Below are 24,387 nucleotides of genomic sequence, written 5' to 3'. Positions count from 1 at the left end.
CGCCCGTCGCATGCACTCTCCATTTCTCTCCATTTCTCTCCATTTCCCCGCGCTCCTCTGTTGCCCCGCCGTTCGGGGTTGCGCTATCTGACCACATTCCGTCGCCCTTTCAGGGCTCCATTTGATTGGGGCGTTTCCGTTTACAGGGGTTGCGCTATCGCTCCACCACCTGCCTGTGGTCTGTTGCCCCGTCGGGGCTCGCTGGGGTCGGCTGTTATCCTCCACTCGGGGGCGGCGACTGCCCACTCGTCGAAGCGATAATTACTCTCACTTTTTAACTCCGTCTCTAATTCTTAAAGTTAGGTAGTAGAGTGGCCTGATATTGTAATATAAGAAGGCCAACAGTTTTAGTTTTGCGGGGCGATTATCTTTCGCAAGCGGTTCGTTTTTATACGAAGAGAGGCTTTTGTATTTCAGAAAGATTTGTTTTAATGGATGTTTGCAATTCTCCATCCAAGGGCGATTGGCTACGCCTGCGGTGAAATGAATAAATACCGGGTTCTTTTTGCCGTCTTCCATTTCCTCTTCGGTATAGAAAGGGGTCTGCTTGAAGCTAGAGTATGGAAATACAAAGAAGTTGGTAACCATATTGTAGTTTACCGGGAGAACGTATTTCTTATTGCAAACGGCGTTTATTAATCCTTGGTCGTGATGATAGACTTTCCCATTGTGCGCCAAAAGATAATCCAGTATTTTCCGTTCCATACCCTCTTGTCGCCAAAGAGCCAGATTGATTAAAAGGAAGCCCGAATTCAGATAGATATCATTCTTTTTCAATCCAATAGCAGATTTTGCATAGGGAAGAACATCATCAAGTACGCCTGCTACATGATAGTCTCTTAAATCCATAGTCCATAGATGGGAAAGACTTCCATTTACGACGGCATCGGTGTCAAGATAAAGAATCTTATCTATATCATTCGAGACTATTGTCTCTAAGAACAATCGAGAGTATGCACTAATGGAAATGGTTGGAGGGACCGACACCCCGAGTCTCTTTTGAATATCGCTTATATCGTAGATCTCTAAATAGCCTCTGTTTTGAGGGATATGTTTTTTTATTTCGTTCAGGGTTTCATCATCAATTCCGTTCGACAATAAATGCACGGTTATGTCTTTGAAGTCCGGGTTATTGTCGAACAACGAAACGATGAGAATAGAAACGAACTTCGCATAATTATCATCGGATGCTAATGCTACATGTAAGTGTTGATTGGTCATTACATAATAATTTATTGGGGGAACGAACCTTTGGATAGCGCCGTCATAATTTATTTCGGAGCCCTCTTGGAAGGTTTACGAACCATTATTATTTAGAATTCGGATGTCGTTCAAATGCAGAAGCAATCCTAACGGGAATGCCCACCACCAAAGGGGCGACACGCTGGGCTTGCTTTTGCTCGGCGTGCTGCAGAGCCTAAATCGCCAATAATTGATGGCGGCTCTCGTTTTGATACGTAGCGGAAGGTTGTGTGTGAGCATCTCCGAGTAGGTCATCATGCTGAGCGTTGGACTTTGCATTCTGTTGGCCGTTATGTTGGCCGTTATTCCGGTGGGCTGATAATCGGCCGTATAGACTGCCCGGTTCAGGAAGCGCATTTTATATTTCCTGGAAATGCGGAACCACACCAGCACCTCCGGACAGAACTTCTCTCCTTCTACCTCCGGGAATGGATATTGCTTTAGGACTCCGGTTCGGAATACTTCTTTCAAATCTCCACAGACATGATATTTGTGGCTTATCTCTGTTGGATGGCAGTTTATAATGTCTTCAGGCAACCCGGTACCGATTATCTTTCCAGAGAAATCCTGGTCTAATCCGCAAATGCCGGAGAAGGAGTCGTCGTTTCTTATCTTTTCAAACTCTTGGGTGATGATTTGCAGAGAGTCGTAGGGCAGCAGGTCGTCGCTGTCGGCAATGAAGAACAGTTCTCCCTTTGCTTCTTTAATGCCTCGGTTGATGGCGGTGTGCTTTCCGCCGTTCTCTTTGTCGATTACGACGATGTTAAAGAAATGGTCTTTGCTTTTGATGTTTGCAAGAACCTCATCGGTAGAGTCGGTGCTGCCGTCGTTGACAATCAGCCATTCAAAGTCTTTGTAGGTTTGGCTGCACAGACTCGAGTAAAGTCGCTCCAGCGTGTTGGCTCGATTATAAACCGGCGTAAAAACGGTTACCATATCTTATAGAGTTTGTCTTCGTCGTAACGGTGGTCGTATTCGTTTTCCTCCCATATGAAGTCGTCTTCTCTGACGCCGTTGGTAAGGAATGTTTTGTATGGACTGAGTAGGAGGCCCCAGCTCAATAATATTCGGAAGTAAAGAAGCCCCATAACGCAGAAGGTGAGAATGCGAACCAAACCTCTTTTGGGAGATTTCGCATAGATGTTAGCCACCGAAACGGCTATGCCTATCAGGAAATACCAGCTGAACCGCCCACCGTCTGAAAATCGCACAAGAAATATCAGCGTGAACACGAACAGCAGGGCGATGTTGAGGAAGGCGATGGTTTGCTTGTTTTCTTGCAGCTTTCGATATTGCGACAGAAGAATCCACAGGAAGAACACGGCCTCGATGATGTATTCAATACGCGCCGAACCTATTCCGGAGAGCGATTGTTCTGTTTTCTGACTGTTGATGTTTTCACCTACGAATTGCATCAGAAATGAGCCGAGAGGAGTTAATCCTAAAAGCAAACCGATGACAAAATAGGTTACAACCTGCCTGCGCGTGAATTGTCGGTTTACGACGAAATAGGTTACGCTGAAAAACAGTGCGCTGTTATGGAACGAAGTTGCCAATGCCACGATGGCAAAGAACTGTACGGGCTTCCGCTTGATTGCGAATGGAATTGCATACCAGGCTATCAATGCGGCCATGACTTGGCGCAGATAGGTGAAGGTGAAAAAGTAGAACAAACAGAAGATGATGAAAGAGGCGTATGTGGGGTAGTTGCTGTACTTGATGATATGGCGCCCCAAGATGGCATATATTATTATCGATGTAACGAAGAGGAATATATATCTGTTCTCCACTACGATGCCGATGAGCACGTTATAGAGTGCATATCCCAACTCAGTGGGGTTGTAGGTGAACGTGTAGGTATGATTGAAAGGAATGCCTTTTCGAAGGTCTTCCGCGGTGAGGTCGAATATTTCGCCGTAGATATATCCGTCGAAGCCGCCCAACATGTCGCGCAATGCGCAAAGCAGCATCACGTATATCCACCATACGTATAGCAGCTTGCGATGTTCTTTTTGCTTTTCGGGAGAGGAGTAGAGCAGCAAAAGAAAGATGAATAAGAAACCGATTAGATATGGAATCATGCGTGGGTTATGTTAGGAGCTTATAAAGCCTGGTGAAAAGAACGAATAGTGTTTTGCGGTTGGCCAGCAGCAGGAACTTGTTTGTTCTCTGGTGGCTCGTCTTTGGTACGGGATAGAAACCGGCTGTACGATATTTGTTTATGTTTCTTCTTAAATATCCGGGCGAATAGAAGCGCATCAAACTGTAGAGATGACCGGCTATGCTTTTGTTGAGCATTTCTTTATAGATGCTTGCTCGTTGCTTGTCGTTGCACTGCGCAATGTCCTTGGCTATGGCCCAGTGTATGGTCAGACTGTCCTGATTTAACTTAACGAGGTTGCGCAGGCTCTGGTCTTTCGATGTTGATGCCTGGTTTGTGTTGTTATAGTAATATCCGATGTCGGTAAGGCATCTGATATTAATGGCCTTCGGAATAACCTTTAGGTTGAAATAGGCATCTTCCAGGTTCTTCGTTCCGGCGAGGAAACGGGTTGAACTTATCAGTTCTCTCCGGTAGATTTTGTTCCAAAGGAAGCCCGATGCGTTACCCGAATAGAATTGGATGCCATCGATAGTCTTCTCTTCGGCATAATCTATACAAGTGTCTGTTCGGTCTTTGAAAACCCGATAATGATTGAAGCAGAACAGTTCTGTTGTGCTGTCGTGTTTCATTACATCGACCATCTTTATGAAAAAGTGGGGAACCAATTTGTCGTCGGCATCGACAAACCAAACGAACTCGCCTTTAGCCACGTTTAAGCCAGCGTTTCTTGCGGCAGACGCTCCTTGGTTTTCCTGACTTATCAGATGAAGATTTGAATGCTCGTTTGCAAATGCTTGACAAACCATCGGCCCATTGTCTTTGCTCCCATCGTTAACGATGATTACTTCGAAGTCGCGCTCGTCGACCTCCGAGCCGTATATGCCGTTCAGACAGTCGGCAACATAGGCTTCGCAATTGTATAGCGGGATGATAAAAGATAGTGTCATCTTAGATATAAAGATTTGAGAAATGTTCGGGCGTCCTGATTTCCTAAATGCGGCAGGCAAATAACAGTGTATAGCAGAGTGTAGAACATTCTAAGGAGAAAGTAGTTCGCGAATGTTGCGTGTTTACGAAGAATGTAGAAATGACTTTCCATCTTTATGGTCAGCTTCTTGTATGATTCGCCCATGCTCTGACCTTCCAGATGAACAATTTTCGGAGTATTGATAAGCATTCGCTTGTAGCCTTTCTTCATCATTCTACGCTGCAACTCACCTTCTTCACCATACAGGAAAATGTTCTCGTCGAACATTCCGGCTTCTGCAATCGCCTCGCGAGGAACAAACATATCGGCCCCGCAAATGCACTCAACTTCTTTGTTGGTGTAGTCGGGAGCGTAACTCTTCTTATAGAACTTGTCTTTGATGAAATCGCCGACCGTGAACGATGGGAAATAATGGAACGACCCGCTATAACTCCCGTCATCCTTTTGAAGGTAGCATCCATATATCGCTTTCAGAGCATGCGTTTCGGCATAATCGTAAAACTCCTTGATTGCATTGTTAAGCAACAGAGTGTCTGAGTTAAGGAACAGTAAATACTTACCCTTTGCATGATTAATCCCGATGTTATTGCCGTAGCCGAAGCCGCCGTTCTTTGCGCTGTATATGTAAACGATATCCCGATTATTCTCGAACAGCTCCCTTGAGCCGTCGGTTGAGCCATTATCCACAACTATTATCTCATAATCCACACCATGCGTTTTCTCCTTAATACTTTCGATACAATCCCTTGTCAATCGAAGTGTATTATAGTTCACGATAATTATTGAGACATCCATTAGGGTACTTATATGTTTATCCGCTTTAGAACCTTACCACCTATTATCGCGGCATAGTTCGGGAAATCGCTCTTATACAATCCACTTCCAATAAAGCTGTATATCTCTTCGGCTTCTGAGAGCATATAATAATCAAGGAAGAGTTTGATATTTCCATCGTCATTATCATCTGCGACATTATCGATGTGTCTTATTTGCCCTGGGATACTATATATAAGGAAGCCTGATCTTAGCTTTCTCCATGAAAACATTGCTGTCTGTCGATAGTAGATAGCGCTTCGAATTACCATTACATTGTCTTAATTCTTCGATTTTCTTTATACAGCATTCCATAAGTTCGTCAGCAGATTCCTTATCTAGTTTTTTATATGCCGGATTGTTTTCATTGTCATCTCCCAATAGGTTTAAAAACCTTATATGTATGGCATAGTATGGCATTTTGTTGTCATCCTCCCTGGTAGTTTTTATTTGATAGAGATTGATTAACTGCTGAAGACGATATCTAGGCTTGAAGAGTTCATCATATAATTCTTTCCAGTCGAAAGATGTTCCGTATTTCTTGTTTATTCTATCCAGTATGTTATAGCCGAAATAATAATGTACTTCGCCCAGTCGTTTCAGCATTATTCGCCAAGGATACATGAATTCGAAGTATCCGATAATCGGTTTCGTTGCTGGATAGTTATAATCGATTTGGCTTTCATCTATCGTCCAGTCGTATCGGTTAGGTTCGAGATAATTGCGCAAATCGAAAGGATGAGTGAAGGAAAGTTTAAAGTCTTTGCCATGTACTTTGCTCAAAGCGAAGATGGATATGGCACCTTTCATTCTATCGAAGAATCCTCCATGATTCATATATCCGTCACACTTAAGAATATAACGATTCTTTGATGGAGACAAGCTGAAATGATATTTCGTCCGAATAAGTTTACGCTCTATATGGAAAACATCATATCTGATCTGCTTAAAGGCATGCCATATATTCTTTAGTTTATTGATCATATTTTGAAGTTGTTGGCACAATAATAATTCTACTAGGTGTATCTGAATTTGTCTTTGATAGAACATGGTGTTCCAGATAGTTCTTTGTACATACCTAACATATGACGGTACGAATATAGCATCAATATATAATAAATAGTCTTTCTTTAATTTTTTACATGCTCATTTGATTAGAAAATCACGGAACATCTGGTAAGACTTATTTATATCCAAACTTTGAATAAATTCATTTCCTCTCTTAGCTATATCATACCGTAAAGAGTCTTTCTCTATAAATCTGATAATATTATTTGCTAATTCAGTAGTATCTCCTACATGAGCAACTAGTGCCGTCTTCTCGTTACAGGCCATTTCAAGATAGCCTTTATTGTCCGTGCATGCTACAGCACAACCACATTGCATTGCTTCTCCAACAGTGAGTCCCCAACCTTCAACTTTACTGGAGCCAACATAAATAGCAGCATTGTTATAGAGTTGATTGAATTGTTCATGGTCGGGACGCTGAATATAGCTATACCAGTTTGGTAAATCAGGCTTTGGAAAGGTTCCGAACATGGTTACATGTAGTTCGGGATGCTTCCGTTTCACTATCTCGAAAGCCTTGAATGCTGTTGGTAAATCTTTTCTTTCGTCTTGATGATACATGCAAATCACGGAGTGTTTATTTCTTGTTTCGATTTCCCTTTCTAGTTTGAAATTGTTGAAATCGAATCCATTAGGTATAAGAAAAGCCTCTTCTCCTTCTCTGTTTACTATGTTTTTGAGCCAATTGGAAATCACGATTTTCTCCATCGGAAACCTATAACTGGCATTCACTTCTTCATCAGTGTATCTCCAATTCTCATAATCTTGGATGAAATAGACTTGTCTCTTAATATCTTCTGAATGTTTATTCCTTTGGAGAGAAAATGCTGTTTCAATTGCGGTTGCAATCACAACGGCATTACAGTCGATGTTACAACTATCAAGACACCAAACCCATCGTTGTTTGATTTGTGAGTGAAGGCTGAACCATCTAGGTTTATAAGCTCCAGTGAGCCATCTGTAGATGAAAATTAATCTGTAGGCTACAGCATGAAGCAAGTCGTACTGGGCATCTTTCTGTACCATTGGATAAACAATTTCAACCTCCACGCCATCCTTAACGAGCCTGTTGGCATATTCAAAAACTACCTTGAACCCGCCTGCAGGCTCCATACAAGCTCGTGGCATGAGGAAAATCACCTTTTTATTCATAGCCATCCTATTAATCTTTTTTGTGCACGATACAGACAAATCTGTTTGTTGTGTAAGTGATACAACAGCAATTTCAGATTGAATGTTATTTGTTTACTCTTCCAAATGGCACGGTCGGCTTCGGGGAAGGTGAGAATCCAGCGGAGGAGGGACACTTTATTGTTTTCAATCAGTTCGTTTTTGGCAATCAGTTTCCATTCATTGGCGGCGCGTTCTATGTCGCCTTGCATCCATCCGATAGTTTTGAGGAAATCGCAGGCCATTGTTATATTGCCAATCCGCTCCATGGCGCGTTTGCGTTGTTTACCTTTCATTGTGCTGATGATGGAGTTGGGGTTGGTTTGCATGTAGTGATAGTAGGCCTTATTGATAAAACCGATTCGGTTAGTGAGGGCAAATAGGCGTACGTTCAGGCCGACATCTTCGTAAAGGTCTAATCCGTCGATGTATCTCTGCCCGCTGTTCAGAATGAACTCTCTCTTAATAAGCTTGTTCCAGGATGAGCCGTGCATGCGCATTCCTATCATTGCAAGGACGCATTCTTTGCCGGTTGTACCACGATATTGCTCTATTAACTTCACGGATTGTCCGCGGTCTTCGTAGTAATTGCAATAAACAATATCCAGATCATCAGCTATTGCTTTGTCGTATAACTCCTGCAGAGCGTTCGGTTCTAACCAATCGTCACCGTCGGCAAATGTTATGTACTCTCCGCGGGCAGCATCCAATCCGCTATTACGGGCGGTTGCCGAGCCGGAGTTTATTTGATGGCGGATGATTTTAATGTTCCTTACAGGGTGCTTTGCGGCACATTGCTTTAGGATTTCTATGGTTTTATCGGTCGATGCGTCGTCCACGAAAATGAATTCGGTTTCATCTAATGTTTGCTTGAACAGACTTTCAGCACATCTCACGATGAAATCCTGTACATTATATAATGGTATAATGACGGAAACTTTAGGTCTCATAATGGGCTTTCTGCGTGCTTTTGAAATTACATACGGTTGCGCATAAATTTCTATACGTATCCCGATAAATTTTTATACGGGAAGAAATTTACGGGGATACGGGAAGAAATTTGCGGGCATACGTATAGAAATTTATGCGCAACCGTATGCATTTTCCAGAGAAAACGAGAAGCTCCCTGAAGCAAGGCGTTCCGACTATTTTCAGAACCTTAGAAAACAGTCTCCGGACTGCGAAATGAAATGCCATTAGGTACCCTATCACTACCAATTGAATGGCTATTCCTTTTGCTCTGTCAATGTACTCGATTCTCTTATTCATGCTTTGTTATAGCTGATGTTCTGTTTTTGATGATTTCCACTATATACCTTAATTCTCTGGATCGGGTTAAATAGGCTACAGTGAAAAAGAAAATAGCTCCGAGACAGGTACCGAAACCAAGTCTTATAAATTGATTTTCAGTCCATATTGTTGCAAAAAATATTACTGCTCCTGTCGAGAAAGCGTAAAGAATTGAGGGGAGCATATCGCGGAATTGCTTTATGATTCCAAAGTTCATGAGGCGCCCCGTGTAATAAGAATTGATAATCATACTAAGAATCGCACCCACAACTGAGCCGATACACATGTAGACTATACCCATCGGGACTGTCAAAATGAGAATTACTATGGTGAGTATCTTCTTTATTACTTCGAGTTTGAAGAAGAGGTCGGAGCGTCCTTTGGCTTTTAATAGACTTAAATTGAGTACATGTACGTGCCACCACATTCGGTCGAGACAGAGTATTTGAAGATATATCACGCACGGAAGCCATTTCTCTGTAACGAGAACAACGATGAGCGGCTTGGCGAGTGTTGCCAACCATATCATTATAGGGAAGATTACGAATGCCGAAGTACGGAGCATTCGGCGGAAAGATGATAGCAGAGCTTCGTCGTCGTCCTGAAGTTCGCTAAGTACAGGATAGGCCACGCTCTCAACAACTCCGGTTATGGTCTTGGTTGGAAGGTTTGCATATCCATCGCTTCGGGAATAATATCCGAGGTCTTTAGCCGAGAATGCTCTTCCGATGATGATTGAATATAGGTTCTCGAAGATGGTTGCCAGGATGGAAGATGCGAGTATTTTGGAGCCGAACCCGAATAGGGCTTTAAATGATTTCTTGGAGAATTGCAGCTTGGGAATCCAATGCTGATAGTACCAATAAAGAATGTATTTCAGCAAAAGGGTGAGGAATAGAGGATAAACCAACGACCAAACGCCGAAGTCCATAAAAGCTAACGCGATGGCGAATAAGCCTGAAACAACGGTGGTTATTACGTTGATGATACTCTTCTTGCGGAATTCCAGATGGATGGAAAGCCTTACATCCTGAATGCTTACAAAAGATGTGAGAAAGATGAGGAGCGCATAAACACTGACTATCTTTTGCAAGATGGGCTCGTGGTAGAAGTCGGCAATAAGCGAACTGCATAAAAACAGTATGAGACTTATAAGGGATGACATGCCGACATTGACTAGAAAGACCGTAGAATAGTCTTTTTCGGTTCGGTTCTTCTTTTGGATTAACGCCGTACCAAAGCCGGAATCAATCAACGCATAGGCTAACATCATGAAAATTCCGACCATAGCTATTAGTCCATAGTCGGAAGGCGATAGCAAACGGGCCAAGATTACTCCTTGAATAAACCCGAATGCCTGGATGGAAAACTTCTCTATAAAGCCCCAAAGAACTCCGGAGATTGTTTTATTTCGGATATTTCCTTTCTCCATCGATGATGTTTAAGCGTGCGAAAGACCTGCTTTCCAAAGCAAGAACCTGGCTTCTGCGTTGTGTAATCCGTTATAGATTTTGAGTCCTAAGAGAGTTCTGAAGAAGCGTTTCCATCTTCTTTTCTTCGAAACTCCGAGCTTCTCCATGTCGTAATACTCTTTTGTCGGGACAGAATTTTCCATGAATTGAATGTGCTCCGCAAACTTCTCTTTAATGAATAGCCAGTCGTTCTCGTAGTTTTGGGGTAAAGGGGCGGGGGCATTTTGTTTTACTAGAATCCATTCCAGATAATCGGACACGGTGTTTCCAAGTGGACATTTGGCGTATTCTTTGAACTCGTAGTCGAGCATTAATCCTAAAGTCTCGTAGCTTAGCATGTCTATCATCACTGAACGTACACCAGCTTTTGCGGCAGTTAATGAACTTCCGGCCCCCGAAACGAATACATCAATCTTCTTTAAAGCCTTCAGTGGCAGCGGAAACAGATAGCCGGTGATGATTAATCGCACATTTTGAAGTGGCTCGAATTGAGCTTTTATCCGGTCGATTGTCTTTTGTTCGAATGCCCCTCCAAAGAAGACGACGGTTATTGCACTGTCTGAATGCTTTTCTGCAAAGTTGATGAACCCTTGAATTATTGGCGGAATGAAAGGTTTTTCGAGTCGTCCGATGTATCCGATATTGTATTCACTCCGCTCTATTTGCTTAATTAGCGGATGTTCATAATCCTCTATCGAATTATGGCAACAGCATGCCAAACTGCGACATTCATCGAGTTGCAAGTCCATATATCCCTTAAAGAAATGCTGCATCACCTCATTGGTGATGCAAGCCATCTCTCTGCGAGCATATTTAAACTCATAGAACTCGATTACTTTCTCGTCTACCCGCTCGTTTTGTTCATCAAGAAAAATAACGATATGCTTTGCTCCGATACGCTCTGCAAGCGCTTCTCCCCAATAGCAGGTGTAGTCTGTTCCGGTTTCAATAACTACTTCGTCTTGATTTTGAGGAATGAACCTTTCAAAGATATCGACAAGTTTACGCCGTTGCTTTTTGCTATACTCGCTCGGCATGTCGAGTATAAAAGGAATGTATGGCCCAAGGAACCTCTCCATTCCTTGAATAAGAACCTTCTTGCCGCCGCTGGTTGGAATCACAACAACATTCCATCCCTGCGCTTCCATATATATTATCTTGTTGCGATAGTATATCGGTCCGCCGGCAACGACATCTGCAAATCCGCAAATAACAACGTAGGTTTTATTCATTCCCCCAACGATAGACTCTTACGAGAATCGAATGCTTTAAATATGGGCTTCTCTACAAACCGGATTCTCAATAAATCAATGACTACACAAACAAGATATACAAGCAGAACGGATAGCAAGGCATGAAGCCACATGTAAGACGAATTATAGAAAGACGCATTCTTCAACACATCACCCCACAACCACTCGCGCATGGCATCGCTGTTGCCATGTATTAAAAGGACTCCAAAAGTGGCTGTTGCAATCTTGTTAATCCAACGATTGTTTTTCATCTTCAAATCTTTAAAGAACAAGAACATGGAAACCGAACACAACAAGGCCATTATCTTGTTAGAGTTACTCACAAAGTAATAAGTGTCCCAAATACTAGTGTTGATGCCTCTATACTTGAAGAAGTAGAACAGCAAAAGAATACTCGCCATTGCCGTTATCAAACTCGTTGCCATGAATAGGAAGCTGTGTTTCGAGAATATAGGCATGCCATATAAGCGTATGTAGGAGCCAATTAAATATATCACCACGAACCATGCGATATTCTCATAAAACCCGAACGGGATGAATGTTCCAATAACGGAATATATTCCAACCAAGAGAATAAGAAGATAGCGGAACTCTCTTTCGTTCATCGAGTGTATCAACTTATTCACAAAGGGAATTAGCAGATAAAGGCATAGAAACGAGCCGACGAAAGATTGACCAACTCCCAAAGGAATAGCGAGGAGCATCTGATAGAGTTCACCCCATGAGAAACTCCTCCCGCTAAGGAGAAACAACAGGTATATAACCGTTGTATAGAACTGAACTTCGAAAACCAGCTTGAAAAACTTCTGCCACGAGAAACTTTTCTGACACATGAAATACCCGGTTATTAGCACAAAACAGTTTATACCCGTTTTTCCACCCCATCCATATAAAGTCATGAACAACATATTAGCTGTGGGATGAGTCGGATTGAAGAAATCTGCAATTTCACTGTTCACCACATAATGATGCGCAATAATCATTAGCATCAATAGGATGCGGAACAGCTCTAAATTGGAACTTCTAACTGTAGGTGAAACAATGGGTTCTGTTCTTGTTGCTTCGTGATTCATCTTCTCGATGTCTATATTGTTCCGGAATCTACGTGTATATTTTGTCCTGTGATGCTCTGTGCCTTATCGCTCAGGATAAAGGCCACTGTTTCGGCAACGGAGTTAATCGAAGTTGCTTTTTTGAGTGAAGTGCGCTTGTATATTCTGTCTTTTTGCTCTTCGGTTAGTGTGGAACTCATGCTTGTTTCCATGAAGCCGGGAACCACGATATTGCTTCTGATGCCGAGCTCGCCCCATTCTCTTGCAGTATCTTTCGAGAAAGCCTCCAAAGCTCCCTTCGATGAGGCATACATGGCCAGACCTTTATAGCCGGTGTGGGCGCTGATGGACGAGATGTGAACAATGCAGCCTCGGGTGTGATGCAGCAGCATATTGCGAATGGCATATTTGGTTATCATCATCGGCGTGAACACGTTTACGGCATACATCGCTTGAAGTTTTGCGAGGTTCAGATTGGTCACAATGTCGTCGTAAGCGATGGCGGCGTTATTCACGAAGCCGTGTAAGCGTACTTTGTTCGATACGAAGTCTTTAAAAATAGATTGCCTGACGTTATCGGAGTCCGACAAGTCTACGCTTTTGAAATATAGACGGTCTTGGTATTCTCCTTGCAGCTTTTGAAACTCTTCGCTGAAACTGCGGGCAATACCGTAAACGGTATGACCTTGTTGCAAAAGCACTCTGCATATCTCGAGTCCGACGCCACGGGAGCAACCTGTTACTAAATAGTTCATCTTTTTTATTCTATTCTGGAATATGAGTAATTCTATATCTTGTCTGTCCTAGGAGTAGACGTCATCTGTCCTAGGAGTAGATGCTGCCTGTCCTAGGAGTAGACGAGCACAAGTATAGGACTTGTTGAGCACGGGTATAGGACTTGTTCCATTTGGTAATGTATTAGAATGTGATGCACTCCCCAATTACTTATCGTTTTAGTTTGCCTGTTCGCGTTAGTGAAAAGGCCTCTACGAATTTTATTCTGCGGGGAATCTTGAAATCCTGCAACCTGCTTTGCAGCTGTTGTCTTACGTCTAATTCCGTGAGTTGCGCCCCTTCATCCAATTGCAGTTCTGCGCAAAGAACGTTGCCAAGTATGGCGTTGGCTTTACCATATACCAAGGATTGACGCACGCCTTGAATGCTGTTGATAACCTCTTCAACCTCTTGCGGATTTACCTTGTAGCCTCCAACGTTGATGAGTTCGTTCTTTCGGCTTTTGAATTTGAATAGCCCGGCAGCTTCATCCACCCATTCTATCAGGTCGCCCGAATGATAATAGTCGCCATCGAAAGCGAAACTATTTGATTGGCCTAATAAGGAACGATGAATCAACAACTCGTCGTCTACCACTCGGAACAGGCTTCTATTCCTTTCCGGTATCTGGAAATATTCGCCTTTAGCTGCGAACAACGTGCCCGCTTCGGTGGAAGCATACACGTTGTTAATCTTTGCTTGCGGGAATATCCTGTGTATCTCTTCGTGCAAATGCGTATCCGACTTCTCGCCTCCCAGCGTAACACGAACAACCGATGGATATTCCTTCTCAACAGGCAGCAATAAACGATAGAATGTGGGGGTGGCTGAGATGTGGGTAATACCATACTCGGCAATCTTGCGATACACTTCTTTCCGACTGTCGTTGAACACATCAACCAGTGTGTTTTTATTCTCGAAAGCCTGAAAGAACACCTGTAAGCCGGCCATGTGAGTGGGATTATAGGCATAGCCCCACACCTGATCCCGATATTTATCGCCTGTACGAACAGAGCGTGTGAGCGTGTCGATGGAATGAACTACTTGTTTCGGCTGTCCGGTTGTCCCCGATGTGAAAATCGTAATCGTGGAAGTAGATTTCTGCATAGCCGTTATAAGCTCGTCGATATGCTTAAAAGAGTATTTGGGCAGTGCCACCGGCTTGTTGATAAGCATGGGGTCTATGCCCGACATTTCAGAAATCGACAGATCGGAATCCAACAGCACCAAAGGCTGGTTCGTAGCAATTGCCTTTACCAGATTTGCGAAGAACGCGAAGAGCGTATCGGCCTTATGATAGGGATAGTATTCCTTGTGCAGCTGAATCTCCTCCAGCAGCATAGCATACGAATACGCTCGGTCTCTGTCATAAAGGAATATCGCCATTACTTCTTTAGTTTAGCATAAATCTCTGAAACTGTGTTCACGAGTCCGTCTTCAAAGATGTCGATATCGAAAGCATCTTCTATCTTCACTGTCAGTTCTGCTAAGTCGAAGGATGTTAGGCCAAGGTCATCGCGAAGATTATCTCCTTCGTGAATTTCCTGTAGCAGTTCTAACCCTTTTACTGCTCGTATTTCATTGATAATTTCTAATACCTTTTCTTCCATTATATTCACTTTAATAAATTCTTTTCTAACTCTTTGTATTTTTGTGCTCTAGGGATAATAGCCTTTAAGGGATTTCCACTATATATAGTATTCGCCTTACAATTGGACACGACGACAGATAATGCGCCAATTGCTGCTCCTTCTTTGATCACAACACCAGGTAATATGACTGAGCCGCACCCTATGATTACATGTTTCTCTAATATTACTGGAGAGTTTTGAACATTAGTATAAATATCCGGCACCATGGGATTCGACATCGCATTGCCTGAATAATCGTCACTGCTCGAATAGATACTCACCCTCCCAGACACTCCACAGAAATCAGAGATCACAATCTTTTCGTTCCCTATTAATGATACATAGCAAGCGATGTGTACATAGTTCCCAATTTCTATCGATTTACCTGCAGATATGATGGAAAAGTCATCTATCCTAACATGATTTCCAATCGAGACATTCTGTGGGTTATATATCCGACTATAGCGACTGATGAATACATCGTTTCCATACGATTTGAGTCCTAATACAGATAGTTCTTCTTCTGAATAAAAAGATGTTTCCCTTTTCATTTTATGACACAATCAATGGTTCTTTGGATGTCTTCTTCACTCAACGCGTGATGCATCGGCAGGCAGATTACGCTGTTTGCCATCTTTGTGGCTTGCGGAAGATTGGAAGGATTGGCACCTTCTAATCCACGGTAGGTGGAGAACTCGCTGATGAGGGGATAGAAATAACGGCGTCCCCAGATACCTTGGGATTTCATTTTGAAGTAAAGTTCATCGCGGGTGAGACCGTATTTTTCGGAGTTGACGAAAATGGGGAAATAACTGTAGTTGTGGCGAACGCCGGGCATGTCGTTCCAGAAAGATATGCCTTCGACATGCTGTAAAGCTGTGCGATAGGTTTGGGCTACCTGACGGCGGGCGGCGATGGCGGCATCTACTTGTCGAAGGTTCAACAGCCCATAGGCTGAGCGAATTTCGTCCATTTTACTGTTAATGCCTGGAGCGACGACTTCTGTTTCACCGGCGAATCCGAAGTTTTTGAGGTAGTCGATGCGTTTTTTTGTTTTTTCGTCGTGCATCACAAGTGCTCCGCCTTCAACGGTATTGAAAACTTTGGTGGCGTGGAAGCTGAGGGTTGCCATATCGCCGGCATTTATGATGCTTTGGTCGTTCACTTTGACTCCAAAGGCGTGGGCGGCATCGTAGATGACTTTTAGGCCGTATTTATCGGCTATTTCCTGGATGGAGTCGGTGGCGCATGGTTTTCCGTAGACGTGTACGGGCATGATGGCTGTTGTGCGTGGGGTTATGGCGGCTTCTATCTTATTTGGGTCGATATTGCCTGTTTTTGGGTCGATGTCGACGAAGACGGGTTTGATTCCGTTCCACCAAAGGGCGTGGGTTGTTGCTACGAAGCTGTAGGGTGTTGTTATTACTTCGCCTGTGATGTGGAGGGCTTGCAGAGCTGTGATTAGGGGCAGGGTTCCGTTGGTGAAGAGGCTTATGTAGGGTACACCGAGATATTTGCAGAGTGCTTCTTCGAGTTGTTGATGAAACGACCCGTTATTGGTTATCCATTTGCTTTCCCAGATTTGTTCGAGGAGTTTTTGGAACTCATCGAGATTGGGCAAGAGTGGTGAGGTGACGGTTATGATGTCTTGATTCATCGTTGTGTGTTTTGAAAGGTTTGAATGGCTCTTTCGATGATTGGTGCCATGTCGTAGTATTTGTATTCGGCCAGTCGACCGCCGAAGATGACATTTGTTTCGTTGTCGGCAAGACTACGATATTGTTCGTAGAGTTTTGTGTTTCGCTGGTTGTTCACGGGATAGTAGGGTTCCATTCCGGGTTTCCATTCTTGTGGGTATTCGTGTGATACTACGGTATGGGGATTTTTATAGACATCCTGTCCGAATGTTTCGAAGTGTTTGTGTTCGATTATTCGTGTGTAGGGTATGGATGCTTCGGTATAGTTTACTACGGCGTTGCCTTGGAAGTTTGGTGTTTGTAGTGTTTTGTGTTCGAAGCGTACGGTTCGATATTCCAGGTTTCCGAAGCGATAATCGTAGAACTGGTCTATTTGTCCTGTGAATATTATTTTTTTGGCGATGGAGTTGAAGTAGTTTCGTTCGGAAAAATAGTTGGTTTCGAGTTGTGTTTCGATTCCTTCCAGCATTGTGTTGATTAATCGGTTGTATCCGCCGATTGGGATGCCTTGGAAGGTGTCGTTGAAGTAGTTATTGTCGAAGGTGAACCGAACCGGGAGTCGTTTGATGATGAACGCGGGTAGTTCGCTGCATTTTCGTCCCCATTGTTTTTCTGTGTATCCTTTTACGAGTCGTTGGTAGATGTCTTTTCCAACTAGCGTGAGTGCTTGTTCTTCCAGATTGCGTGGTGTGACGATGCCTTGTGTTTTGATGTTTTCGAGTGCTTCGCTGCGTTGTTCGTTGATTTTTGCTTCGGCTTCTTCGGGTGTTTTTGTGCCCCACATTTGGTTGAATGTGTTCATATTGAAGGGCAGGTTGTATAGTTTTCCCTGATAGTTGGCTACGGGTGAGTTTGTGAATCGGTTGAATTCCACGAGCGAATTTACGAACTGCCAAATCTCTCGGTTGGATGTATGGAAGATGTGTGCGCCGTATTTGTGTACGTTTATGCCTTCGAGTTCTTGGCAATGAAGATTTCCTCCTGTGTGTGTGCGTTTGTCTATCACCAGGGAGTTTTTTCCTGCCTTTTTGGCTTGGTAGGCGAACACTGCGCCATAGAGGCCGGCGCCAACGATGAGGAAGTCGTATTTTGGATTATTCATTGAATGAGGATGGAGTGGGGTAGAGTGTCGTTCTTTTTACGAGGGGGTGGGATTGGTTGAGTCTGAGAAAATATGGAGGCTTGGTTGGGAAACAATTCGTTCTCCCTCTGTTTTGCGAACGGAGGTTGTTTCATCCGGTAAAATAGCCTCCGCTTCAGGGTTTTTGTGATGTTGATTTTGCCCGCAGAGTTATTTAGTCAGAATCGTTGTGAAGTTGTGTTTGCAAAGTTAAATATTCGTGTGTAAACGGCAAATAAAAAGGCTTCCGCGATTGGAAGCCTTTTTATTTATGAGTTATTGGTTTACTACTTCTACTCGATGATCCATTTTTGCGAGTTTTGCTTTGATGGCTTTTTTCTTTTTGTCGAGTTTCTGAACCTTTTTCCTACTGCATGCCAGTTTTGCGTTTGCTTTCTTCACCTTTTTGAGCATTTTCACTCGCTCTTTGGCGTATTGGGCTGTTTCGGCGGCGTTTTGGGTTGAATATCCAACTGGCCTGCTTACGTTTGCATTGGCGTTTGCTTCGGCTGCCTCTTTTTCGAGGTCGATGGTTTTGTCGACTGCTTTTTGATATTCGATTTCAGTCTTTGTGAGTTCGGTGTTGAGTTCCAGAACTTTTTTTTGCTGCTTCATTGCAGAAATAGTTGAGTCTGATTGAGCGTGACAAGGTGTGATAAATGCCATAACTGTGATGGCTGCTAAAATCTTTTTCTTCATATTATAAATTGTTTATCCTAAATTTTTCTGTGGCAAAGTTAAGATTGGTTGTGCGAGAGAACCAAATTATGGGAGAAGGAATCTGTGAATTGCCGTATTTTATTGATTTATGACAGATAAAACGTGTGTAGAGTGGGGGAGGAGTGGTTTTTAGGTAGTATAATCGTTTTTATTTGATAATATTTCGATTATTTCGTAGCCAGGAGTTTATTATGTATGAAAAAAGATTTTTCTCTATAGTCGAATATTTGTTTTACGAGAAAAAACATTTGTATCGATAGCTGCATATTTGCTTTACATGAAAAAAATGTTTTCTCTATAGCTGTATTTTTGTTTTACGAGAAAAAAGAGTTTTCTCTATAGCCGAAAATGTGTTTTGCCAGAAAAAAATGTTTTTTCTATAGCAATACTTGTCTGCTGTAAATTATAAGCGTTTTTTATGGAAAATAAATTTATAATCGAGTGGTTTTTTTGATTTTTTGTTTCTCTACGCTTGTCGAGCTCGTTTAAATGGGTTAGTTTTGCTGTCCGTAAACGTTTAATGTCTAAAAAAAATGGATAATAAGGAATTCAACGATTCGAGTGCTCTCGAAAATCAGTTAACCAAGACCCCAAAGCCCCGCAAGAACGAATATTGTGAAGGTTCGCAATACACTTTCGATGACCTCTATGTAACGCCTTTCAAACAGAAGCGCGTCTACGACCCGGATGGCAATATAAGTTATGTTCCGATTGAGCGCAATCTTCATCCAACGGGAATAGATGTGCTCGACGAGTTTTTGCTTGGTATGAGTAGCGGCGAAATGGGTACTTATAAGAAATATGGTTTCAGTACACACAACATTCACAACATTTTGTTTGTTCTCACCGGAATACAGGGAGTGCAGTTTGTGAACAAATGGCGAGTAAAAGTGGCCATGGATTTGCTTCGCTATACCGACCTCGCCATGCCCGAAGTAGCCAATTATAGCGCGATGGGCACAACCAGTAACCTGTTTTATTTCATGCAACGCGAAGCTAAGACCTCGCCGCTGCGCTATCGCCATTGGGTGCGCGAAAAGGGCGACCTGGGACGGTTCAAACTGTGATTTGAGGGGAGAATGGGTAATTTTGCCTCCGCGAAACTGAAAAAATAAGATTCGAAACTAGATGGACGAAGAAATTGTTGACATGGAAAACACGTTCGACGAACAAACCGACGCCGAACATTCCGACTATAAACCAACCGATAGATTCGATGCCTCGGCCGTGCATCATCTCTCGGGAATGTATAAGAATTGGTTCCTCGACTATGCAAGCTACGTTATCCTGGAGCGCGCCGTGCCTAGCATCGACGACGGATTGAAACCCGTGCAACGTCGCATACTGCACTCCATGAAACGAATGGACGACGGGAGATACAACAAAGTGGCCAATATCGTTGGACACACAATGCAGTTCCATCCGCACGGAGATGCCTCAATCGGCGACGCGCTGGTGCAAATGGGACAAAAGAATCTGCTTGTCGACACACAGGGCAACTGGGGAAACATTCTTACCGGCGACCGGGCCGCTGCACCACGCTACATCGAGTCGCGACTGTCGAAATTCGCCCTCGAAACGGTGTTCAACCCCAAAACAACCGACTGGCAACTGTCGTACGACGGCCGAAACAAAGAACCCATCACGCTGCCCGTAAAATTTCCACTCCTACTAGCCCAGGGCGCCGAAGGAATTGCCGTCGGACTGTCGTCGAAGATTCTACCCCACAATCTGAACGAAATTTGCGACTCGGCCGTGAAATATCTTCGCGGCGAAGAGTTCAAAATCTTTCCCGACTTCGCCACAGGCGGAAGCATCGACGTTTCCCGATATAACGACGGCGCAAGGGGCGGAACACTCAAAGTGAGAGCGAAAATCGAAAAACTGGATAGCAAAACACTCGTAATTCGCGAAGTTCCATTCACCAAAACCGCCAGCTCGCTGCAAGAATCGATAACCAAAGCCGTGGAGAAAGGGAAATTGAAAATTCGGCGAGTTGAAGACATGACAGCCTCCGAGGTCGAAATTCATCTCCACCTCTCGCCCGGCACGTCGAGCGACAAAACAATCGACGCGCTATACGCCTTCTCCGATTGCGAAATCAGCATATCGCCCAACTGTTGCGTCATTGCCGACAACAAACCCGTCTTCCTTTCGGTGAGCGACGTACTCAGACATTCGGTTGACCACACCCAAAACCTTCTCCGCAAAGAATTAGAGATTCATCGAACCGAACTTCTGGAACAACTCTTCTTCAACTCCCTCGAACGAATCTTCATCGAAGAACGCATATACAAGGAAAGAGAGTTCGAAATGGCGAAAAACATCGACCGAGTAGTTGCATTTGTCGACTCGAAACTCGAACCATTCAAAAAAGACTTCATACGTGAAGTTGGACGCGAAGATATACTCCGGCTGCTCGAAATCAAGATGCAACGAATCTTGAAATTCAATAAAGACAAAGCCGATGAACTAATTCAAAAAATAAAAGACGAAATAGCCGCGATAGACAAGGATTTGTCGGAAATGACGCGAGTTACAATCGAATGGTTCCTGCACCTGAAAGAAAAATATGGCTCCGAGCATCCGCGACTCACCGAAATAAAAAGTTTCGACACAATAATAGCCGCAAAGGTGGTCGACGCCAACGAAAAACTCTACATCGACCGTCAGGAAGGATTTATCGGAACAGGATTGAAGAAAGCCGAGTTTGTACAGAACTGCTCCGACCTGGACGACGTGATAATCTTCTATAAAGATGGAAAATATAAGGTGACTAAGATTGCCGATAAAGTGTTCATCGGAAAAGGAGTTCTGCACGTGCAGGTGTTCAAAAAGAACGACAAACGAACAATTTATAACGTGGTTTATCGCGACGGACGCGACGGACCATGCTATATAAAAAGGTTCAACGTTACGTCAATCACCCGCGATAAAGAATACAACATTACGCAAGGCGTCGAAGGCTCGAAAATAATGTATTTCACAGCCAATCCTAACGGAGAGGCCGAAACACTCAAAATAACTCTCGACCCGATTCCGCGAGCTCGAAATCAAAACATATTCCTCGACTACGACTTCTCGAAACTAGCCATCAAAGGGCGTAATTCAAAAGGCAACCTGCTCACAAAACGAAGCGTTCACCGAATCTCGCTCAAAAACCACGGACACTCCACACTTGGAGGACGAAAGGTGTGGTTCGACCCCGATGTAAACCGAATAAATTATGAAGAACACGGAAAATTCCTCGGAGAGTTCTTCGATACCGATAATATTCTTGTCGTACTCAAGGATGGCTCGTTCTACACAAGTTCCATCGAGCCCACGAATCATTATGAAGACAACATTCTTTATATAGAAAAGTTCGACCACGACAAGGTGTGGACAGCCGTTTTGCTGGATGCCGACAACCAAGGATATGCCTATCTCAAACGTTTTCAAATGGAAAACACACGCCGACATCAAAATTTCATGGGCGAAAATCAGGAATCAAAACTTCTGCTTCTCACCGACGAACAAAACCCAATGATTCGCATCACCTTTGGAGGAGCCGACGCCGTGCGCGGAACCGAAGAGGTCGACGCTGAACAATTCGTGGGCGTAAAGAGCTTTAAAGCTAAAGGACGCAGACTTTCAACCTGGCTCGTGGCTAAAGTAGAAGAGTTGGAGCCAATTCGGAAACCGGAGCCCGATACTGAAGATGAGCCTCGAAACGATATAAACGAAGAAAACCTCGACCCGGATGCCGGTAAGAGTCAGCAACAGGTAATCGACGAAATAACCGGTCAGCTGAATCTTTTCTCTGAAAAAACCGATGAAGAATAGTGCGCTTCTCCTCATTATCTTGTTTTTCGCCCTAACCGCTGCGGCGCAAGATACAATACAGAGCAAAAAAATAATAACCACCGCGCGAATGCTCGGATTAGGCTTTACAAACAGACTCGACACCTATCTGTCGGCCGAGGAATACACCGGTTCCGAACTACGATTCGTTTCGCAAACCGTTCGCGAAAATGGAAGCCGAATCTCACGCGCTGTGAATCATCAAGCAAACATCGCAAAGATGAATAATAGCGCCGGCAACGGAAACGAAATCGGAGCACTATATTCCTTTGCCTACGACTGTAATTATCTTCTTCTACGACGCCAACTTGAAATCAGAGCCGGCGTCGGACTCGAATCTTCCTTGGGTTTCCTCTACAATACCCGAAATACAAACAATATCGCACAAGCCTATCTCGCGGCAAACCTTGAAGCCGGAATAATCGCTGCATACCCTTTCCGACTTCTTAACCTGCCGATGGAAGCCAGATGGGAAGCCCATTTCCCACTCGGAGGGTTAATGTTCTCACCTAACTACGGCCAGAGCTACTACGAAATATTTTCGCGCGGAAATTACGACCGTAATATCGTTCCCACGACTGTTTTTTCAACTCCGTCGCTCCGCCAACAACTCACACTCGATTTCACGGTAGCCCGAACAACCGTACGACTCGGATATATGAACGACATCCGACAGTCATCCGTGAATGGTTTGAAACAACATGCCTGGAGCCACCTCTTCCTCGTTGGAATAGTGCGAAAATTCTCAATCACGCACATAATCCCATGAAAAATCTTCTTCTAGTCGTTTTTGCATTGAGCATCGTCTTCTCGTCATGCATAACAAACGAAACGCCCGACAATAATCCGCGCGGCAATCTCGAAGCTCTCTGGAAAATAATGGACGAGCATTATTGCTTCTTCTCGCAAAAAGGAATCGATTGGGACGCTGTCCACGCGAAATATTCGGCACAAATAAACAACTCTCTCAGCGAGCGACAACAATTCGAAATCATGGCTAACATGCTTTCTGAACTTCGCGACGGACACGTGAATCTTTACACGGCATTCGACATTGCACGCTATTGGGCGTGGCACGAAAACTATCCTAAAAACTTTTCAGACTCACTGCTGAGGCGATATCTCAAAAACGATTATTTCCTGGCTAGCGGAATGGATTACACCATCTTAGACGACAACATCGGCTATCTGCGCTGCGCCAGTTTTCAGCGCGGAATCGGTTCGAGCAATCTCAACGAAATAATGCTCTATCTGCAACCCTGCCGTGGTCTGATTGTAGACATTCGCAACAACGGCGGCGGCTCGATAAGTAATGCCGAAGAACTTGCAGCCCGCTTCACCAACGAATCTCTCCTTGTGGGCTACATGCAGCATAAAACAGGTCGTGGACATGACGATTTTTCACCCATGCAGCAACAAATTCTTCATCCGGGCCGCGGAATTCGTTGGCAAAAGCCAGTAGTGGTGCTCACGAATCGAAGCGTATTCTCGGCTGCCAACGAATTTGTGAAATACATGAAATGTTTCCCAAATGTTCGAGTCGTAGGCGACCGCACTGGCGGCGGTTCGGGTATGCCATTCTCTAGCGAGCTTCCTAATGGATGGGGCGTTCGTTTTTCTGCTTGTCCGATGTTCGACCGTACCGGCGCTCTAACCGAATTCGGTATCGACCCCGACTACAAACTGAATCTTCTGCAAAAAGACTTTCTCCTGGGCCGCGACACTATGATAGAGTTTGCTCGCAAACTACTCGTCTCTAATGAATATTGAACATTTCGCAATCACTGTCTTTTGCAGAAGTCTTAACCCCAAAATCTCTTTCAGCAGGCGCCTCACACGATTTAATCTAAATTCCTCCACCTTGTTCTAAATCAAGAAAGCAGCCTCATATTTTGCCCGAATGAATTGATTAATATACCTTTGCCGCCGTGAGTTACATAGCAACATATTCCATCGCCCCCGCGACGCAGAGAAATTTCGATTTCTCTGTGATTTTTTCGTCTGAATATTTGGCGGGTTCGGAAAAAGTGCTAACACACACACACACACACACACACACACACACACACACACACACACACACACACACACACACACACACACACACACACACACACACACACACACACACACACACACACACACACACG

22 protein-coding genes are annotated in these 24,387 nt (G+C 43.9%); 4 read left to right on the top strand and 18 right to left on the bottom strand.

Annotated features, from left to right (window positions below):
• Positions 1 to 267 precede the first annotated feature (267 nt).
• From HMPREF9140_RS04130 to HMPREF9140_RS04045, 18 genes are all read right to left on the bottom strand, one after another.
• Positions 268 to 1,221 carry a glycosyltransferase family 8 protein gene (locus tag HMPREF9140_RS04130; RefSeq protein WP_006951977.1) on the bottom strand — a complete coding sequence of 318 codons (954 nt, stop codon included), beginning with the start codon at positions 1,219 to 1,221 and terminating at the stop codon, positions 268 to 270.
• Between the two features lie 75 nt (positions 1,222 to 1,296).
• A complete protein-coding gene (locus HMPREF9140_RS04125; protein WP_006951976.1) occupies positions 1,297 to 2,178 on the bottom strand; it encodes a glycosyltransferase family A protein in 882 nt (293 codons plus the stop codon).
• The gene (locus tag HMPREF9140_RS04120; RefSeq protein ID WP_006951975.1) at positions 2,172 to 3,323 is read right to left on the bottom strand and encodes an EpsG family protein; all 1,152 of its coding nucleotides are present in this window, start codon (positions 3,321 to 3,323) and stop codon (positions 2,172 to 2,174) included. Before HMPREF9140_RS04120 ends, HMPREF9140_RS04125 begins: the two co-directional genes overlap by 7 nt.
• Positions 3,324 to 3,330: 7 nt before the next feature.
• Positions 3,331 to 4,293 carry a glycosyltransferase family 2 protein gene (locus HMPREF9140_RS04115; RefSeq protein ID WP_006951974.1) on the bottom strand — a complete coding sequence of 321 codons (963 nt, stop codon included), beginning with the start codon at positions 4,291 to 4,293 and terminating at the stop codon, positions 3,331 to 3,333.
• The gene (locus HMPREF9140_RS04110; protein WP_006951973.1) at positions 4,290 to 5,129 is read right to left on the bottom strand and encodes a glycosyltransferase family 2 protein; all 840 of its coding nucleotides are present in this window, start codon (positions 5,127 to 5,129) and stop codon (positions 4,290 to 4,292) included. The genes HMPREF9140_RS04115 and HMPREF9140_RS04110 overlap by 4 nt, the downstream gene beginning before the upstream one ends.
• Before the next feature lie 207 nt (positions 5,130 to 5,336).
• A complete protein-coding gene (locus HMPREF9140_RS04105; RefSeq protein ID WP_006951971.1) occupies positions 5,337 to 6,131 on the bottom strand; it encodes a hypothetical protein in 795 nt (264 codons plus the stop codon).
• Between the two features lie 162 nt (positions 6,132 to 6,293).
• On the bottom strand, positions 6,294 to 7,373 hold the full coding sequence (locus HMPREF9140_RS04100) for a glycosyltransferase family 4 protein (protein ID WP_006951970.1): 1,080 nt from the start codon (positions 7,371 to 7,373) through the stop codon (positions 6,294 to 6,296).
• Positions 7,364 to 8,335 carry a glycosyltransferase family 2 protein gene (locus tag HMPREF9140_RS04095; protein WP_006951969.1) on the bottom strand — a complete coding sequence of 324 codons (972 nt, stop codon included), beginning with the start codon at positions 8,333 to 8,335 and terminating at the stop codon, positions 7,364 to 7,366. The genes HMPREF9140_RS04100 and HMPREF9140_RS04095 overlap by 10 nt, the downstream gene beginning before the upstream one ends.
• A gap of 311 nt (positions 8,336 to 8,646) precedes the next feature.
• Positions 8,647 to 10,107 carry a lipopolysaccharide biosynthesis protein gene (locus HMPREF9140_RS04090; RefSeq protein ID WP_006951967.1) on the bottom strand — a complete coding sequence of 487 codons (1,461 nt, stop codon included), beginning with the start codon at positions 10,105 to 10,107 and terminating at the stop codon, positions 8,647 to 8,649.
• A 9-nt stretch (positions 10,108 to 10,116) separates the two neighbouring features.
• Positions 10,117 to 11,379, bottom strand: a complete 1,263-nt coding sequence (locus tag HMPREF9140_RS04085; RefSeq protein ID WP_006951966.1) for a hypothetical protein — start codon at positions 11,377 to 11,379, stop codon at positions 10,117 to 10,119.
• Positions 11,376 to 12,473 carry an acyltransferase gene (locus HMPREF9140_RS04080; protein ID WP_006951965.1) on the bottom strand — a complete coding sequence of 366 codons (1,098 nt, stop codon included), beginning with the start codon at positions 12,471 to 12,473 and terminating at the stop codon, positions 11,376 to 11,378. The genes HMPREF9140_RS04085 and HMPREF9140_RS04080 overlap by 4 nt, the downstream gene beginning before the upstream one ends.
• An 11-nt stretch (positions 12,474 to 12,484) precedes the next feature.
• Positions 12,485 to 13,207: an SDR family NAD(P)-dependent oxidoreductase gene (locus tag HMPREF9140_RS04075; protein ID WP_006951961.1), complete on the bottom strand. Its 723-nt coding sequence runs from the start codon at positions 13,205 to 13,207 to the stop codon at positions 12,485 to 12,487.
• 190 nt (positions 13,208 to 13,397) lie between these two features.
• Entirely contained in the window at positions 13,398 to 14,612 is a 1,215-nt protein-coding gene (locus HMPREF9140_RS04070; RefSeq protein ID WP_006951959.1) for an ANL family adenylate-forming protein, read from the bottom strand.
• A complete protein-coding gene (locus tag HMPREF9140_RS04065) occupies positions 14,612 to 14,836 on the bottom strand; it encodes an acyl carrier protein (protein ID WP_006951957.1) in 225 nt (74 codons plus the stop codon). Before HMPREF9140_RS04065 ends, HMPREF9140_RS04070 begins: the two co-directional genes overlap by 1 nt.
• 5 nt (positions 14,837 to 14,841) lie before the next feature.
• The gene (locus tag HMPREF9140_RS04060; protein WP_006951954.1) at positions 14,842 to 15,408 is read right to left on the bottom strand and encodes an acyltransferase; all 567 of its coding nucleotides are present in this window, start codon (positions 15,406 to 15,408) and stop codon (positions 14,842 to 14,844) included.
• The gene (locus HMPREF9140_RS04055) at positions 15,405 to 16,514 is read right to left on the bottom strand and encodes a DegT/DnrJ/EryC1/StrS family aminotransferase (RefSeq protein WP_006951952.1); all 1,110 of its coding nucleotides are present in this window, start codon (positions 16,512 to 16,514) and stop codon (positions 15,405 to 15,407) included. Before HMPREF9140_RS04055 ends, HMPREF9140_RS04060 begins: the two co-directional genes overlap by 4 nt.
• The gene (gene glf, locus HMPREF9140_RS04050; protein WP_006951950.1) at positions 16,511 to 17,656 is read right to left on the bottom strand and encodes a UDP-galactopyranose mutase; all 1,146 of its coding nucleotides are present in this window, start codon (positions 17,654 to 17,656) and stop codon (positions 16,511 to 16,513) included. The genes HMPREF9140_RS04055 and glf overlap by 4 nt, the downstream gene beginning before the upstream one ends.
• A 294-nt stretch (positions 17,657 to 17,950) precedes the next feature.
• The gene (locus HMPREF9140_RS04045; protein ID WP_006951949.1) at positions 17,951 to 18,373 is read right to left on the bottom strand and encodes a hypothetical protein; all 423 of its coding nucleotides are present in this window, start codon (positions 18,371 to 18,373) and stop codon (positions 17,951 to 17,953) included.
• 554 nt (positions 18,374 to 18,927) lie between these two features.
• Here HMPREF9140_RS04045 and HMPREF9140_RS04040 point away from each other — a divergent pair.
• From HMPREF9140_RS04040 to HMPREF9140_RS04025, 4 genes are all read left to right on the top strand, one after another.
• The gene (locus HMPREF9140_RS04040; protein WP_006951948.1) at positions 18,928 to 19,461 is read left to right on the top strand and encodes a helix-turn-helix transcriptional regulator; all 534 of its coding nucleotides are present in this window, start codon (positions 18,928 to 18,930) and stop codon (positions 19,459 to 19,461) included.
• Positions 19,462 to 19,522: 61 nt separating this feature from the next.
• On the top strand, positions 19,523 to 22,219 hold the full coding sequence (locus tag HMPREF9140_RS04035; RefSeq protein ID WP_006951946.1) for a DNA gyrase/topoisomerase IV subunit A: 2,697 nt from the start codon (positions 19,523 to 19,525) through the stop codon (positions 22,217 to 22,219).
• Positions 22,209 to 23,006, top strand: coding sequence for a DUF3316 domain-containing protein (locus HMPREF9140_RS04030; RefSeq protein WP_006951944.1), 798 nt, complete (start codon positions 22,209 to 22,211; stop codon positions 23,004 to 23,006). Before HMPREF9140_RS04035 ends, HMPREF9140_RS04030 begins: the two co-directional genes overlap by 11 nt.
• Positions 23,003 to 24,007 carry a S41 family peptidase gene (locus tag HMPREF9140_RS04025; RefSeq protein ID WP_006951943.1) on the top strand — a complete coding sequence of 335 codons (1,005 nt, stop codon included), beginning with the start codon at positions 23,003 to 23,005 and terminating at the stop codon, positions 24,005 to 24,007. The genes HMPREF9140_RS04030 and HMPREF9140_RS04025 overlap by 4 nt, the downstream gene beginning before the upstream one ends.
• The last annotated feature ends 380 nt before the right edge of the window (positions 24,008 to 24,387 follow it).

It is taken from the genome of Prevotella micans F0438 (assembly GCF_000243035.1).
GTDB lineage: Bacteria > Bacteroidota > Bacteroidia > Bacteroidales > Bacteroidaceae > Prevotella > Prevotella micans.
This window is presented reverse-complemented; position numbering and strand designations above follow the sequence as displayed.

What these genes read in the sequence shown, in the direction of transcription:
- HMPREF9140_RS04130 (WP_006951977.1), bottom strand. Translation starts at nt 1,221, where the DNA reads ATGACCAATCAACACTTACATGTAGCATTAGCATCCGATGATAATTAT.
- HMPREF9140_RS04125 (WP_006951976.1), bottom strand. Translation starts at nt 2,178, where the DNA reads ATGGTAACCGTTTTTACGCCGGTTTATAATCGAGCCAACACGCTGGAG.
- HMPREF9140_RS04120 (WP_006951975.1), bottom strand. Translation starts at nt 3,323, where the DNA reads ATGATTCCATATCTAATCGGTTTCTTATTCATCTTTCTTTTGCTGCTC.
- HMPREF9140_RS04115 (WP_006951974.1), bottom strand. Translation starts at nt 4,293, where the DNA reads ATGACACTATCTTTTATCATCCCGCTATACAATTGCGAAGCCTATGTT.
- HMPREF9140_RS04110 (WP_006951973.1), bottom strand. Translation starts at nt 5,129, where the DNA reads ATGGATGTCTCAATAATTATCGTGAACTATAATACACTTCGATTGACA.
- HMPREF9140_RS04105 (WP_006951971.1), bottom strand. Translation starts at nt 6,131, where the DNA reads ATGATCAATAAACTAAAGAATATATGGCATGCCTTTAAGCAGATCAGA.
- HMPREF9140_RS04100 (WP_006951970.1), bottom strand. Translation starts at nt 7,373, where the DNA reads ATGGCTATGAATAAAAAGGTGATTTTCCTCATGCCACGAGCTTGTATG.
- HMPREF9140_RS04095 (WP_006951969.1), bottom strand. Translation starts at nt 8,335, where the DNA reads ATGAGACCTAAAGTTTCCGTCATTATACCATTATATAATGTACAGGAT.
- HMPREF9140_RS04090 (WP_006951967.1), bottom strand. Translation starts at nt 10,107, where the DNA reads ATGGAGAAAGGAAATATCCGAAATAAAACAATCTCCGGAGTTCTTTGG.
- HMPREF9140_RS04085 (WP_006951966.1), bottom strand. Translation starts at nt 11,379, where the DNA reads ATGAATAAAACCTACGTTGTTATTTGCGGATTTGCAGATGTCGTTGCC.
- HMPREF9140_RS04080 (WP_006951965.1), bottom strand. Translation starts at nt 12,473, where the DNA reads ATGAATCACGAAGCAACAAGAACAGAACCCATTGTTTCACCTACAGTT.
- HMPREF9140_RS04075 (WP_006951961.1), bottom strand. Translation starts at nt 13,207, where the DNA reads ATGAACTATTTAGTAACAGGTTGCTCCCGTGGCGTCGGACTCGAGATA.
- HMPREF9140_RS04070 (WP_006951959.1), bottom strand. Translation starts at nt 14,612, where the DNA reads ATGGCGATATTCCTTTATGACAGAGACCGAGCGTATTCGTATGCTATG.
- HMPREF9140_RS04065 (WP_006951957.1), bottom strand. Translation starts at nt 14,836, where the DNA reads ATGGAAGAAAAGGTATTAGAAATTATCAATGAAATACGAGCAGTAAAA.
- HMPREF9140_RS04060 (WP_006951954.1), bottom strand. Translation starts at nt 15,408, where the DNA reads ATGAAAAGGGAAACATCTTTTTATTCAGAAGAAGAACTATCTGTATTA.
- HMPREF9140_RS04055 (WP_006951952.1), bottom strand. Translation starts at nt 16,514, where the DNA reads ATGAATCAAGACATCATAACCGTCACCTCACCACTCTTGCCCAATCTC.
- glf (WP_006951950.1), bottom strand. Translation starts at nt 17,656, where the DNA reads ATGAATAATCCAAAATACGACTTCCTCATCGTTGGCGCCGGCCTCTAT.
- HMPREF9140_RS04045 (WP_006951949.1), bottom strand. Translation starts at nt 18,373, where the DNA reads ATGAAGAAAAAGATTTTAGCAGCCATCACAGTTATGGCATTTATCACA.
- HMPREF9140_RS04040 (WP_006951948.1), top strand. Translation starts at nt 18,928, where the DNA reads ATGGATAATAAGGAATTCAACGATTCGAGTGCTCTCGAAAATCAGTTA.
- HMPREF9140_RS04035 (WP_006951946.1), top strand. Translation starts at nt 19,523, where the DNA reads ATGGACGAAGAAATTGTTGACATGGAAAACACGTTCGACGAACAAACC.
- HMPREF9140_RS04030 (WP_006951944.1), top strand. Translation starts at nt 22,209, where the DNA reads ATGAAGAATAGTGCGCTTCTCCTCATTATCTTGTTTTTCGCCCTAACC.
- HMPREF9140_RS04025 (WP_006951943.1), top strand. Translation starts at nt 23,003, where the DNA reads ATGAAAAATCTTCTTCTAGTCGTTTTTGCATTGAGCATCGTCTTCTCG.